At 54.2% G+C, this 13,551-nt stretch carries 12 protein-coding genes; 9 read left to right on the forward strand and 3 right to left on the reverse strand.

Annotated features, from left to right (window positions below; all coding sequences use genetic code 11):
* The coding region (locus tag R3196_RS10175; RefSeq protein WP_318936664.1) for a LysR family transcriptional regulator at window positions 1-454 on the reverse strand (454 nt) is incomplete at its 3' end.
* Window positions 455-602: 148 nt separating this feature from the next.
* Here R3196_RS10175 and R3196_RS10180 point away from each other — a divergent pair.
* The 6 genes from R3196_RS10180 to R3196_RS10205 all read left to right on the forward strand — a co-directional run bounded on the left by R3196_RS10180 (window position 603) and on the right by R3196_RS10205 (window position 6,448).
* Window positions 603-1,148, forward strand: a complete 546-nt coding sequence (locus R3196_RS10180; protein ID WP_318936665.1) for a peroxiredoxin — start codon at window positions 603-605, stop codon at window positions 1,146-1,148.
* A gap of 79 nt (window positions 1,149-1,227) precedes the next feature.
* Complete coding sequence (locus R3196_RS10185; protein WP_318936666.1) at window positions 1,228-1,755, forward strand: carboxymuconolactone decarboxylase family protein; 528 nt, start codon at window positions 1,228-1,230, stop codon at window positions 1,753-1,755.
* Between the two features lie 176 nt (window positions 1,756-1,931).
* Window positions 1,932-3,200 (forward strand): Zn-dependent hydrolase, encoded by a 1,269-nt coding sequence (locus tag R3196_RS10190; protein ID WP_318936667.1) that lies wholly within the window; start codon window positions 1,932-1,934, stop codon window positions 3,198-3,200.
* 194 nt (window positions 3,201-3,394) lie between these two features.
* Complete coding sequence (gene ccoG, locus R3196_RS10195) at window positions 3,395-4,810, forward strand: cytochrome c oxidase accessory protein CcoG (RefSeq protein ID WP_318936668.1); 1,416 nt, start codon at window positions 3,395-3,397, stop codon at window positions 4,808-4,810.
* On the forward strand, window positions 4,803-5,822 hold the full coding sequence (locus R3196_RS10200; RefSeq protein ID WP_318936669.1) for a serine/threonine protein kinase: 1,020 nt from the start codon (window positions 4,803-4,805) through the stop codon (window positions 5,820-5,822). Before ccoG ends, R3196_RS10200 begins: the two co-directional genes overlap by 8 nt.
* A gap of 20 nt (window positions 5,823-5,842) precedes the next feature.
* On the forward strand, window positions 5,843-6,448 hold the full coding sequence (locus tag R3196_RS10205) for a thiol:disulfide interchange protein DsbA/DsbL (protein WP_318936670.1): 606 nt from the start codon (window positions 5,843-5,845) through the stop codon (window positions 6,446-6,448).
* Here R3196_RS10205 and R3196_RS10210 read toward each other — a convergent pair.
* The gene (locus R3196_RS10210) at window positions 6,430-7,368 is read right to left on the reverse strand and encodes an acyltransferase (RefSeq protein WP_318936671.1); all 939 of its coding nucleotides are present in this window, start codon (window positions 7,366-7,368) and stop codon (window positions 6,430-6,432) included. The genes R3196_RS10205 and R3196_RS10210 overlap by 19 nt on opposite strands.
* 122 nt (window positions 7,369-7,490) lie before the next feature.
* Here R3196_RS10210 and R3196_RS10215 point away from each other — a divergent pair, with 122 nt between their 5' ends.
* Genes R3196_RS10215 through R3196_RS10225 form a run of 3 tightly spaced genes read left to right on the forward strand, consistent with a single transcriptional unit; the run spans window position 7,491 to window position 12,728 of the window.
* Complete coding sequence (locus tag R3196_RS10215; protein WP_318936672.1) at window positions 7,491-8,159, forward strand: SulA-like leucine-rich domain-containing protein; 669 nt, start codon at window positions 7,491-7,493, stop codon at window positions 8,157-8,159.
* Window positions 8,156-9,631, forward strand: a complete 1,476-nt coding sequence (locus tag R3196_RS10220; RefSeq protein ID WP_318936673.1) for a DNA polymerase Y family protein — start codon at window positions 8,156-8,158, stop codon at window positions 9,629-9,631. Before R3196_RS10215 ends, R3196_RS10220 begins: the two co-directional genes overlap by 4 nt.
* Window positions 9,615-12,728 carry an error-prone DNA polymerase gene (locus tag R3196_RS10225; RefSeq protein WP_318936674.1) on the forward strand — a complete coding sequence of 1,038 codons (3,114 nt, stop codon included), beginning with the start codon at window positions 9,615-9,617 and terminating at the stop codon, window positions 12,726-12,728. The genes R3196_RS10220 and R3196_RS10225 overlap by 17 nt, the downstream gene beginning before the upstream one ends.
* Before the next feature lie 3 nt (window positions 12,729-12,731).
* Here the strand turns inward: R3196_RS10225 and R3196_RS10230 are convergent, their stop codons facing one another.
* On the reverse strand, window positions 12,732-13,280 hold the full coding sequence (locus R3196_RS10230; protein ID WP_318936675.1) for a gamma carbonic anhydrase family protein: 549 nt from the start codon (window positions 13,278-13,280) through the stop codon (window positions 12,732-12,734).
* Window positions 13,281-13,551: the final 271 nt, after the last annotated feature.

Below are 13,551 nucleotides of genomic sequence, written 5' to 3' on the forward strand. Positions count from 1 at the left end.
GCGCCAGCACCAGCGCGTCCAGGTCGCCATTGCGCAGTTGTAACAGCAAATTGCTGGTGGTGTCCTCACGGAAATTCAGCTGCAGTTTGGGGTACTCACGCTGCAAAGTTTTACTCAGGTCACCTACCAGAAACGGCGCTACGGTCGGAATGCAACCAAGCCGTAATGGGCCTTCCATCAGTTTGCCCTGGCTTTTTGCAAAGTTCAGGAGTTCTTCGGTGGAGGTCAGGATCTGCCGGGCCTGATCCACCACCTGCTCACCCATACTGGTGAACAAAAAAGATTTGTGATCGCGCTCAATCAGCTGACAGCCGAGTTGCTCTTCCAGATTCTGGATGCCGCTACTGAGTGTGGACTGGCTGACATGGGATGCTTCCGCTGCCCGGTTAAAATTCTGGTGCTGATGCAGCGCCAGCAGATAGCTCAGGTTTTTCAGGCTTGGTAGTTTGCTCATGGTCGCCCCGGGTTAATTGGTATTATCGATTATGATAATCCGTTTTATTCGTTTTAACAAATAAGGCGCGCGGCTTAACATGCTCCCCGACTCGAGGCGAAAGCGCCTCAGACTTTGATAACTAACCTTATCCTCAAGGAGAACGTATATGTTAACAGTAGGCGACAAATTACCAGAATTTTCGGTCGTAGCAGCTAAGCCGGGCTTTAATCTGCCAGAAGAAAATGGCGAGAGCGCATTTGAAACCATCACCAACGAAAGCTTCTCGGGTAAGTGGAAAATTATCTACTACTACCCAAAAGATTTCACGTTCGTCTGCCCAACTGAAATCGTTGAGTTTGCGAAGCTCAACGACGAATTTGCTGACCGTGACGCGGTAGTCATGGGTGGCAGCACCGATAACGAGTTTGTGAAGCTGGCCTGGCGTCGTGAGCACCCGGATCTGAAAAACCTGCAACAGTACTCATTTGCTGATTCAGGCGCATTGATTGATAGCCTGGGGATCCGCGACAAAGTTGAAAATGTTGCCCTGCGTGCGACCTTCATCGTGGACCCGCACAACGTGATTCAGCACGTGTCAGTAAACAACCTGAATGTTGGCCGTAACCCGGCTGAAGTGCTGCGTATTCTGGACAGCCTGCAAACTGACGAACTGTGCCCATGTAACCGCGCAGTGGGTGGCGAGACCCTGTAAGCGGGCATCACTCCCCTACTTTTGGTGATGTCCTTTGAGGTGCCACTTATGTGGCACCTTTTTTTCCAAGGAGATTTTAATGAACATTGCAGATTATAAACAGCAGCTCGGTGAGCACGGTAAAGATACCAAGCTTAACCTGTCGAGTATTTTCGGTAATGTCGATACCTCTGGTATGACTCCGACCCAATTTTATGGCACCGCCCTGGCGCTGGCCTATTCAATTGGCTATGCGGAGCTGACTGCGGCGGTTCAGGCCGAAGCGGAAGGCAAAGTTGAAAAAAACGTGGACAGCGCTGCCAAGCTGGCCGCTACCCTGATGGCGATGAACAACGTTTATTATCGCTTTGTGCACCTGAGCACTGACAAGCAATTTGCCAAGATGCCAGCCGGCCTGCGGATGAACGCGATGGCGAATCCGGGTGTAGAGAAAGCTGACTTTGAGCTTTATTCACTGGCCGTATCGGCCTTAAACGGCTGTGGTATGTGTATTGATTCGCATGTGGGTGTGCTGCTTAAGCACAATATTTCGGCTCAGGCGATTCAGCAGTCCATTAAGATGGCAGCCGTATTAAATGCCGCAGCCACGGCCCGGCGTATCGGCTAAATTTGCCGTCATATTTCTGTCATGGAAGCTGGCTAAGCTATAGCCTGATTTCCCTGTGAACTGGTTGTTGTAACTCCTTAACCCGGGCCACTTTTTGTGGTTCGGGTTTTTTTTCGCCTACACTTAGTACTTAACTGGTAAATAACCCGCTGCGGAAACTGCAGCTAAGAGGTGCTATGCAAATCAACGGTGAACGACTCAAAGCGAACCTGATCGAATTGTCCAGAATTGGCTATAACGAAGGCGACCGTGGAGTGTATCGTCCCGGTTTCAGCGACGCGGATATGCAAAGCCGGCAGTGGTTACAGGATAAAGTAAAGCAGCTTGGCTGGGACACCTACATGGATGGTGCAGGCAACGTATTTTTTGGTAACCAGCCACTGGACAAGCCGGTGGTATTGATGGGATCCCATATTGATACCGTGCCCGCAGGTGGAATGTTTGATGGCGCCCTGGGGGCGATGGCGGCGCTGGAAGTGCTGCAAACGATTGAAGATGAGGGCCTTGCAACCGACTATCCGATATGGGGTGTGGCAACCGCTGAAGAAGAAGGGCGTTTTGGCGGCATGCTTGGCGCCCAGGCGATGACCGGGAGGCTCACACCGGACGGATTGCTGTCCGCCCATGACGCAGATGGCGTGCAACTCAAAGATGCGATGGAACTGCAGGGCCTGGACGTAATGAAAGCGCTGGATGCCGCCTGGCAGCCGGAACAGCTGAAAGCATTTCTGGAACTACACATTGAACAGGGGCCTGTGCTATTTCAGAAAGATCTGCAGATCGGTGTAGTTGATGGTATTTCAGGCGTGTTCAACTGGATCGTGCATCTGAAAGGTAAGCCTGACCATGCCGGAACCGCGCCCATGGATATGCGTAGCGACGCCTTTTCAGGGTTGGCGGACTTTGCCCATGAAATTGACCGGATTATTAACGAAAACGGCACTGATAAAACCCGCATAACCGTCGGTAAAGTTGAGCTCAAACCCGGCCACCCGCACACGGTTCCCGGTGAAGCTATATTTACTATTGTCGGCCGCGATATGTGTGAAGACGTGATGAAAGAACTGGCCCGGGCCTGTCAGAAAACACTGTCGGCGATTGCTCGCAAGCATCGGCTTAAGTTTGAATATGAAGAAATCAGCTGGCTGGAGCCAAAACTTTGTTCTGAGCGCCTGACGAATCTAATTGAGGATCAGGTAAAAGAGCGGGGCCTGAGTTATTTGCGGATGCCCAGTGGTGCGGGACACGATACGCAGTTCTTCACCGATATTACCGACGCCGGACTGATCTTTATTCCCTCGGTTAACGGTGTCAGCCACGCCCCGGATGAGTGGTCTCACTGGCATGATGTTGAGGCTGGCGCCAACGTGTTGCTCGATGCGGCAGTGGCATTAGCCACCGGTGAACAAAGTGAAGCGTTCGGGCGTAAACGCGGCGAGCATTAAGGTTCGGGTACGCCGCGCCTGCAGAACTCTAGCGAGGATCTGCTGCTGTTTAGATTAATCAGGAGAGGAATCAAGTTGGTAACCGCTGAATAGTTGCAGGATCAGACCGGCTTTTATATGAGGGATCCCCCTCATTCTTTATGTGGTAAAATAAATCCACGCTAACGATTCAGAGCTACATCTGCGGTACTGTTATGGAACAGAAGGTGAAAGTTGTTGCGGCTGACCGGGTAAAGATCCAGCGGCCGGATCCCAATCAAAGCAATAATAACTACGCGCCGCGTAGTCGCATTTATGTGCGTGACACCAAAGGTAAGCTGGAATGGTTCCGACGTGGCTTCGGTTTTTTGCTGCTGGCACTGTTCGCGATTATTCCCTGGCTGCAGTTTAACGGCGAGCAGGCCGTGCTGCTGAATATTGCGGAGCAGCGATTCCGGATTTTCGGGATGACGCTCTGGCCTCAGGACCTCACCATCCTGGCCTGGCTGACCATAGTAGCCGCTTTCGCCCTGTTTTTTGTAACGACGTTATATGGTCGGGTGTGGTGTGGCTTTATGTGCCCGCAGACCACCTGGACCTTCATCTTTATGTGGTTTGAGAAAAAGATCGAGGGCAGCCGTCACCAGCGGATGGCGCTGGATAAGCGGCCCTGGGATTTTGACAAGCTCTGGCGCAAAACGGCCAAGCATACGTCCTGGATTATCGTTTCCTTGCTGACCGCGCTTATTTTTGTCGGTTACTTCACTGATATCCGTGAACTTTTCGTAAATTTCTTCACCTTTGACACGGGTTTCTGGGCGACCTTCTCGGTGCTGTTCTTCACCTTCTGTACCTACGGTAACGCGGGCTGGATGCGTGAGATCATGTGTACGCATATTTGCCCTTACGCACGCTTTCAGTCGGCCATGTTTGATAAGGATACGGTCACGGTTTCTTACGATCCGCGCCGCGGCGAGCCGCGCGGCGGGCGCGCGCGCAAAGCCGATCGCCACGAACTGGGGTTAGGTGACTGTATCGACTGCAATATGTGCGTTCAGGTATGCCCGACTGGTATCGATATCCGTAATGGCCTGCAGTACGAGTGTATTAACTGTGGCGCCTGCGTCGATGCCTGTAATGATGTGATGGATAAGATGAACTATCCACGCGGGCTCATCCGCTTTACCACCGAACGCAATCTTGAGGGGGGTAAGACCCGCAAGTTCCGGTTTAAGAGTGTCGGCTATTTTGTGGCGATGGTACTAATGGCCGGTTTGCTGGTATGGGAAATTGCCACCCGGGTGCCCTTGCAGGTGGATATTCTGCGTGACCGTAACCAGCTGTATTCCATCAACATGGAAGGCTGGGTGGAAAATACCTATAACCTGAAGATCCTCAACAAATCACAGCTGACCGAAACCTTTGTGGTGCGGGTTGAAGGCTTTACCGATACCCGTCTGAAAGGCGATACCCGGGTCACTGTGGATGGCGGCGAAGTGGCTAATATGCCGGTTACTCTGGCCGTGAACCCCGACGAGGTTACTGAACGGGTGCAGGACGTGACTTTTGTGGTTGAAAATATCGAAGGTGATATAGTCACACGCCATGTCACGAGCTTCATTTATGAATAATGATGAACAGCAAACAGATAATCAGGATTTTAGCTTCACCGGGCTGACGCCGGATCTGATAGCCAATGCCCTGGCTTCGGTGGGCGTCGACCCCGCTTCAGGGCTGCTGGCGCTGAATAGTTATGAAAACCGCGTTTATCAGTTTGTCGCTGACGATGGTCAGCGCTATGTGGCCAAGTTCTATCGTCCGGCGCGTTGGAGTGATGAACAGATCCTCGAAGAGCATCGGTTTACCGCTGAGCTGGTGGCGGAAGAAGTGCCGGTGGTAACTCCGCTGGTGCTCGGGCAACAGACGCTGCATCGCTTCGGCGGTTATCGTTTCACAGTATTCCCCAGTATTGGCGGGCGCGCCGTGGAACCGGGCGATCTGGATCAGCTGGAGCGGATTGGCAGGCAGATCGGCCGCCTGCATGCCGTCGCCCGCACCGGCACCTTTACTCACCGGCCAACGGTTAACTACCAGGAATTTGTTACTGAATCGCTGGCCACCCTGCGCGAGTCGCCGTTGTTACCGGATAATCTGCAGACCGCGTTCTGGGCCATTGCGGAGCCGCTGGCTGAGCAGTTACGACAGGTTGATTTCAGCCCTTTTGAAGTGCAGCGCTTGCATGGCGACTGTCATCTTGCCAATATGCTGTTGCGTGATGAGATGCTGACTTTTGTGGATTTTGATGATGCCCGTACTGGCCCGGCGATTCAGGATTTATGGATGATGCTGGCGGGCGATGACCGGCAGGAACGAGCGATACAGTTGGACGCGCTGGTGAGCGGCTACGAAGAATTTTGTGAATTTGATAGCCGCCAGACGGTATTAATTGAACCCTTACGCAGTTTTCGTATCATACATTACATGGCGTGGTTGGCCCGGCGCTGGAATGATGTCGCGTTTCAACGCGCATTCCCGTGGTTCGCCGAACAGCGTTACTGGGAACAACAGGTGCTGACACTGAAAGAACAATTTGCAGTATTGCAGGAAGATCCAATCGACCTGCAACCGAACTTTAATCATTGATATAAACTAGGAAGTAACCCATGAAAAAGTTGTTTTTTGCTGTTTTGGCGTTAGTAATGTGGCCGGCTGCGGCGCAGCAATTTGAAGAAGGCGTTCACTATGAAGTGATTGCTGAAACCGCCACCGAGAAGCCAGAAATTCGTGAGTATTTCTCATTCCTATGTAGCGCGTGCTACCGTTTTGAGCCGGTCGCTAAAGCTCTGGCAACCGAGTATCCGGAAGCCTTTGTTAAAAACCACGTGTCTTTTATTAACTATAAAGGCATGGGTATCAGTCTGTCGCGCGCCTATCTGGTGGCCCGTCAGCTGAATAAAGACGCTGAGATCAGCGATGCCATCTTCAAGCGCAACTTTATTGATAACAATATGATTGGCAGCAAAGAAGATCTGCAGGACATTTTTGCGGCACATGGCATCCCGCCGGAAGAACTTGATAAAGCGATGAATAGCTTTTCAGTGCGCGGTATGGCGAACAAAATGGATCGCAACGCCAGCAACCTGAGTGTTAATGCGACGCCAACTTTTATCGTAAACGGTAAATACAAAATGAACCCGGCTGGTTTCCGTGACAGCCAGGACTTCATCGGTGAGTTCGTTGAACTGGCTGGCTATTTGCTGGAACAGTAATCCATAGTGACTGACGGCGGCTGCCCGGCCTGTTCGCGTAAGCCGCCGATCACTTTATCCTTGCGATGCCAGCGGCTGTTCAGCCAATTCTGAAAATGGGCTTTGAATAACGCATCCTCAAAATAACTGCCAATCAGATCCTCTGTTACCGGTACAGTCTCTACATTCACATACACATCCCGTAATTGTCCGGTCAGCAGCGCCCAGACCGTGGACTTGCTGCTGTGCGGATAAACAATAGTAATATCCAGGATGGCATCAAACTGATTCCCCATGGTCTGCAGGGTAAAGGCGGTGCCGCCGGCTTTTGGTGGCAACAAATGCTGAAATTCACTGCGCTTGCGGGCATGCTTTTCGGCCGTGAAGCGGGTGCCTTCACAGAAGTTGATGACGGTAGTGGGTATATGCCGGAATTTTTCACATTTCTTCTGGGTCGTGGCAATGTCTTTACCCTGCAGCTCGGGATTGCGCTCGATCTTTTCCCGCGAATAGCGCTTCATAAACGGCATGTCGAGCGTCCAGCAACCCAGGCCGATAACCGGTACCCAGAATAATTCCTGTTTCAGAAAAAAGCGCGGCATTGGCATATTGCGACTGGCCAGATGCATGAGCACCGGAATATCAACCCAACTCTGGTGATTACAGAGGATCATGTACCAGCGATCCCGGTGCAGTTCACTGTCGCCTTGAATATGCCAGCGCACCGGTTGGGTTAACCGGAATAGCATCGACATGGCATAACCCCACAGGCGGAATACGCTGTTGGCCAGGGTGGACAAGGCTCTTTGCACCGGCGGGAAAGGCAATAAAATTTTGGGTAAGCCGATTAAGATAACAATGAAGCCGATAACAGCCGTGGCGAGCGCGGCAAAGCTGAAGTTGATAATTACCCGGAAAGGCAACAGCACCTGAGTCCACATACGGGAGTCCTTCTGGTCGAGCTGAACTTCTTATGATACGCAAAATTAAACGACTTGCCAGTAGCAGGAAAAACCACTAAATTATACTGTATGTTTATACAGTAGTCGTTAAGGTGGTTCTTATGGCGCAGCCATTGCAAAACGTGCAGAATTTGCAAAATTTAGTCAGCAAAGGGTGGCTCTGGCAAGGGCAACAGACCCCCCTGCATAAGCAGGCTAGTGATTTTATTGATAGCGGCTGGCCTGAACTGAATCAGACGCTGGGTGGTGGCTGGTTGCGCGGCAGCGTGAATGAATTGCAGATAGAGCAGCCTTTCAGTGGTGAGTTGGCGTTGTTACTACCGGTACTGCGGCAACAGCAGCAGCCGGTGGTCTGGCTGAACCCGCCGGCGGCGCTGTATGCGCCCGGGCTGCAACACCAACAGCTTACGAACACCCAGCTGGTTATCCGCGAAACCGATACCCTGCGCGGCGTATGGGCCCTGGAGCAGTGCCTGCAGGCCGGTCAGGTCGGTATGATTATTGCCTGGCTGCCTGATCTGTCAGCGCCCTTAGTGCGGCGCCTGCAACAATGCGCAGAACGCCATCAGCAACTGGTTTTTATTATGGCTAAAGCGCAGCCACAGGTCGAGGCCAGAGCTTATGTGAACCGGCTGCAGGTTTGGCGTGATGATAATTTTCAGATCCGCATTCTCAAGCGACGCTATGGTTGGCCGTTGCCACCCTTTCCCTGTGCGGTTGATCATTATTTACCGGCGCGGCGGCGCAACCAGCCAAAGAATCTGGCATGAGCAAACCGATAAAACAGGCAGCCACGAATGCCTGGCTGTACCTCCATGCACCGCAATTGCTAATTGATTATCAGTCGGCATTGCAAAGCGCTGAGCAACAACAACAACCCCAGGCGCTGGCGCAGAGCGCCGGCGCGGGCAAGCGCTACCTGGTGCAGGCCAATCAGGCCGCACTGGATGCCGGTGTGAGCGCGGGGATGGCGGAAGTTACCGCCAGCACCTTGCTGCCGGAGCTGCAACTGCGAGACTATCAAGGCTGGCGCGAGCAGCAGGTCCTGCAGCAGTTAGCCCAGGTTATTTATCAGGATGTGGCGCAGATCGCCTTATACCCCCCCCAGGGGCTGCTGTTTGAAGTCCGTAGCCTATTAAAGCTTTATGGCGGTTATGCCGGATTACACCAGCGGTTACAGCAACGGCTGCAGGACTGGCCGGTGCGGCTGGTGCTGGCCAGCGGCTATAGCCCGCTGAGCGCCCGCTTGCTGGCCGAGGCCGGGCAGCAGAGCTTGTGCAGTGATCCGCAGCAGGTATCCGCGGCGCTGCAGCGGCTGCCGATTACCGCCAGTGGCTTGCCTGCAGCGCAGATCAAACGGCTGCAGGAGGTGGGGCTGGATTCAGTAGGGGCACTGCTGAGCCGCCCTGCGGCCGAATTAGGCGCGCGGTTCGGCAAAGCCGTGACCTTATATCTGGCTGAGCTGCGTGGCGATTATTTGCCTCCGCAGCACTATTTCCGGCCGCCGGTAAAATTTTACCAGCGCCTGGATCTGCTCAGTGAAGTGAGCAGCTGGCCGCAGTTATTATTTCCGTTAAAGCGTTTGCTGCACCAGTTAGAAGTGTTCCTGCAAATTCGCCAGCTGAGCCTGCGCGGGCTCACCGTACAGGCCTACCACCGTGACCAGCCCCCCACCAAAGTACGGGTTAATTTTGCCCATGCGGTATGGCAGCAACAGGATTTGCTTAATTTGTGCCAGTTGCAACTGGAAAACTATCAGCTGATCCATCCGGCGCTCGAACTCAGTGTTCAGGCCGGCGCGCTGGAACCGCGTACGGCTACCGCAGGCGCCTTGATTGGCGATGAACAGCACAGCGGCGAGCCGGGTAGTCCAACCACAGCGCGGCCACTGGGTGAGCTCATCAGTCGTTTGCAGGCGCGGTTAGGTGCCGCCGCGGTACAGGTGCCTGTGCCTGTTACGGACTGGCGGCCGGAGCGCGCCCACCAGTATCACCCCTGGCGTGAGCAGCAAGCGACTACCCGGCCTGCCTCCCTGCCCCGGCCGTTATGGCTGCTGCCTGAACCGCAGGTCACAGAGCTCCGGCGCTGGCAATTGCAGTGGGGCCCGGAGCGTATTAGCAGTGGCTGGTGGGATGATCAGGCGGCGCAGCGGGACTACTTCATTGCCCTTGACGAACAGCAGCGGCAGGGTTGGATTTATCAGTCAGAGTACGGATGGTTTCTACATGGTTGGTTCACCTGAATTGTCGCTAACAGCCGCCCCTGTTGCCCTGCACTGCCTGAGTAATTACAGCTTTTTGCGGGGTGGCTCCCATCCGCGCGAGTTGGTGGCACAGGCACAGCTGTTGGGTTATCAGGCGCTGGCGATCACCGACGAGTGCTCCATGGCCGGGGTAGTAAAAGCTTATCTGGCAGCCCGGGATAGTAGCCTGAAATTGCTGATCGGCAGCGAGTTTCAGGTGCCTGAACTGGGTGTAGTGATTTTGCTGGCCACCAATCGTAGGGGGTACGGGCAGCTATGCCGGCTGATCACTACCGCCCGGGCGCGCAGCAAAAAAGGTCAGTATCGGGTGGCCACGGCTGATTTCCTGGCCGGGCTGGAAAATTGCCTGCTGCTCTGGCGGCCTCAGGATGACAAGGCCGTAGCCGATTATGGGCAGATGCTCAGTGAGGCTTTTCCGCAGCGCTGCTGGCTGGCTTACAGCCGCCATTATCTGGCGGATGATGCCGCTAAGTATCGGGCGTATCAAAGTTACCACCAGCAGAGCGGACTGCCGGTGCTGGCCGCTTGCGAAGTTCGCTATCACAGTGCGGAACGGCAGCCCCTGCATGATTTGCTGACAGCAATCCGGCACCAGCAGCCGCTGACTGAAGTGGTCGCGGAGCTATTACCGAACCAGGAATACCGGCTGCGCAGTCCGGCTGAATTACAGCAATGTTACCCCGCTGACTGGCTGGCTGCGGCGGCCGCTATTGCCGGGCGCTGTGATTTTTGTCTGAGCGAGCTCTGTTACGAATATCCTGCAGAACTGGTTCCCGCCGGTAAAACCGCCACTGAATATTTGCGCCAACTGACTTATGAGGGTGCCGCGCAGCGCTTTCCTGACGGCTTGACTGCCGGCGTCCGCGAGAAACTCGAAAAAGAGCTGAAACTGATAGCGCAGTTGCGCTATGAGTACTTTTTTCTAACCATTCAGGATCTTGTCCAGTTTGCGCAGCAGCGCGGCATTTTGTATCAGGGCCGCGGCTCGGCGGCCAATTCGGTGGTGTGCTACTGCCTGCAAATTACCGCTGTAAATCCGGATCAGATTGATGTGCTGTTTGAGCGCTTTATTTCGGTCGAACGCGATGAGCCGCCGGATATTGATGTGGATTTTGAACACGAGCGGCGCGAAGAGATTATCCAGTACATTTACCGCAAGTACAGCCGCGACCGGGCGGCGCTGGCGGCGACGGTGATTTGCTACCGGCTGCGTAGTGCGTTGCGCGATGTGGGTAAGGCGTTGGGTTTCAGTGAGCAGGAGCTGAGCCATTACCTGCGGCATATTGACCGCCGCGACAGCGAAACCAGTTGGCAGGCGCAGTTGCAGCAACAGGTGCCGGGCCTGACCGGTACGGCCCGGGGCCGCTGGTTGCTGGAGTTGACCGATCAGTTACGGGGCTTCCCGCGCCATTTATCCCAGCACGTGGGTGGCTTTGTCATTGCCTCGGGCTCGCTGGCAGAACTGGTGCCCGTTGAAAACGCGAGTATGCCCGAGCGCACCGTCATTCAGTGGGATAAAGACGACCTGGAGACGTTACGCCTGATTAAGGTCGACGTGCTGGCGCTGGGCATGCTCACGGCGCTGCGCAAAATGTTTGCGCTGGTTAGCCAGCATCACCAGCGCGACTGGGATCTGGCCAGCATCCCCACCGAAGATGCCAAGGTTTATCAGATGCTGCAGCGTGCCGACTCAATCGGTGTATTTCAGATTGAATCGCGGGCGCAGATGAACATGCTGCCCCGGCTGAAACCCGCCACCTTTTATGATCTGGTGGTGCAAATCGCGATTGTGCGGCCCGGGCCGATTCAGGGTGACATGGTTCACCCTTATCTGCGGCGGCGCGCCGGCGAAGAGGCGGTGGAGTTTCCCAGCGCTGAAGTGCGGCAGGTACTGGAGCGTACCCTGGGCGTGCCGATTTTTCAGGAACAGGTGATCAAACTCGCTATGGTAGCGGCTGGTTTCAGCGGCGGTGAAGCAGATCAGCTGCGGCGCGCTATGGCGAACTGGCATAGTACCGGTGAACTGGCGCAGTTTGAGGCGCGCCTGATCGAGGGCATGCAAAAACGTGGCTATGCCACCGAGTTTGCCCGCCGTATCTATCAGCAAATTTGCGGCTTTGGTGAATATGGCTTCCCTGAATCCCATTCTGCCAGTTTCGCCAACCTGGCCTACGCCTCTGCCTGGATGAAGTGCCACTATCCGGCGGCTTTTTATTGTGGTTTGCTGAACAGTCTGCCCATGGGGTTCTATTCGGCTGACCAATTGGTGCAGGATGCCCGGCGTCATCATATTGTGGTGCTGCCGCCGGATATCCAGCACAGTGACTGGCATCATCAGTTAGTATCGCTGCAAGGGCAGCTGGGGATCCGGCTGGGGCTACGGTTAATCCGCGGGTTGTCGGGCAAAACGATAGTCCCGATTCTGCAGCAGCGCCCGGCGGACGGTTTTTCATCACAGCAGCAATTACGTGAACTCGGGTTGCCGGCCGCGGAGTTACAAAAGCTGGCGGCGGCCGATGTGCTCGACAATCTGAGTGGCCATCGTTATCAAAGCCAGTGGCAGAGCCTGGCCCTGCAAGAAGAGCAGCTACCCTTATTTGCCAATAATAATGAACCGCAGCAAGCCCTAACCGAGCTGGAGCCACCGCGGGAGTTCGTGGATATTGCTGCCGATTATCGCACCACGGGCTTGTCGCTACGCCGGCATCCGCTGGCATTGTTGCGCGAGCAAGGCGGTTTGCGTGGCTGTAAGACGGCTACGGAATTGCGAGGTTGTCGCCATCAGCAGGTGGTGCAGGTGGCAGGGCTGGTTACCTGCCGGCAACGGCCGGGCACAGCTAGTGGCGTGACTTTTATTACCCTGGAGGATGAAACCGGTCTGGTTAATGTGGTGATCTGGCAGACCACGGCCCGGCAGTTTCGTAAGCCGTATCTCACTGCGCGGCTGTTAAAAGTCCGGGGTATTGTAGAAATTCATGGTGAGGTGATGCACGTGATTGCCGGCACCTTATTTGATGAAAGTGAACAGTTGGCACGTTTGGGAATGCGTACCAACCGTTCACGGGATTTCCACTAAAGATTATACCGGCGCTACGTTAAGGCCGTAGTCATCTTTGAGTTCAACATAGTTAGCCGCTGACTCGGGCAGAAAATCCAGTTCCTGCTGTGTTAACTGCCGTTGTTCTTTGACCGGACTGCCGACGTAGAGGTAGCCGCTACGCAGAACTTTGCCGGGCGGAATTAAACTGCCAGCGCCGATGATGACATCATCTTCAACCACCACGCCGTCCATAATCACCGCGCCCATGCCAATCAGTACCCGGTTGCCAATCTTACAACCATGTAGCATAACCTGGTGGCCAACGGTGACATCGTCGCCAATGTGAACGGGGTGGCCTTCAGGGTTGCGATCGCTAACCCGACTGACATGAATTGTACAGTTGTCCTGTACATTAGTGCGTTTGCCGATACGGATATGGTTAACATCACCCCGGGCGGATACCAGTGGCCAGATACTACTGTGCTCACCAATTTCTACATCGCCCACTACGACCGCGCTGGGGTCGATATAGACATGCTCCCCGAAACGGGGTTCAACGCCACGATAACTACGAATATCCCCACTCATGACTGAATCCTCTCAATTTTGTTATCTTTTTGATCTGTTACCTATCAATCTAAAAGCCTAGCAGAAAGGCGTTATGCTGGCTAATTATACGCTCTGGGCAGAATTCCTACAGCCGTTGTTCAGAAACCCAGCAGTCAGCAAAAAAACATCATAAAAGCATGAAAAGGCGCTTGACGGCGACAGTTAAATCTCTAAAATGCGCCCCACGCTTGAGGCAGGCGATGAAGCCGCCAAAAGCAGAGGTTTAGGAGTCAGAAATTTTAGCCGTAAA

This window comes from Pseudidiomarina sp., assembly GCF_033722695.1.
Classification (GTDB): domain Bacteria; phylum Pseudomonadota; class Gammaproteobacteria; order Enterobacterales; family Alteromonadaceae; genus Pseudidiomarina.

Bases quoted from the DNA above. Each gene is read 5' to 3' on its own strand.
- R3196_RS10180 (WP_318936665.1), top strand. From the start codon at position 603: ATGTTAACAGTAGGCGACAAATTACCAGAATTTTCGGTCGTAGCAGCT.
- R3196_RS10185 (WP_318936666.1), top strand. From the start codon at position 1,228: ATGAACATTGCAGATTATAAACAGCAGCTCGGTGAGCACGGTAAAGAT.
- R3196_RS10190 (WP_318936667.1), top strand. From the start codon at position 1,932: ATGCAAATCAACGGTGAACGACTCAAAGCGAACCTGATCGAATTGTCC.
- ccoG (WP_318936668.1), top strand. From the start codon at position 3,395: ATGGAACAGAAGGTGAAAGTTGTTGCGGCTGACCGGGTAAAGATCCAG.
- R3196_RS10200 (WP_318936669.1), top strand. From the start codon at position 4,803: ATGAATAATGATGAACAGCAAACAGATAATCAGGATTTTAGCTTCACC.
- R3196_RS10205 (WP_318936670.1), top strand. From the start codon at position 5,843: ATGAAAAAGTTGTTTTTTGCTGTTTTGGCGTTAGTAATGTGGCCGGCT.
- R3196_RS10210 (WP_318936671.1), bottom strand. From the start codon at position 7,368: ATGTGGACTCAGGTGCTGTTGCCTTTCCGGGTAATTATCAACTTCAGC.
- R3196_RS10215 (WP_318936672.1), top strand. From the start codon at position 7,491: ATGGCGCAGCCATTGCAAAACGTGCAGAATTTGCAAAATTTAGTCAGC.
- R3196_RS10220 (WP_318936673.1), top strand. From the start codon at position 8,156: ATGAGCAAACCGATAAAACAGGCAGCCACGAATGCCTGGCTGTACCTC.
- R3196_RS10225 (WP_318936674.1), top strand. From the start codon at position 9,615: ATGGTTGGTTCACCTGAATTGTCGCTAACAGCCGCCCCTGTTGCCCTG.
- R3196_RS10230 (WP_318936675.1), bottom strand. From the start codon at position 13,280: ATGAGTGGGGATATTCGTAGTTATCGTGGCGTTGAACCCCGTTTCGGG.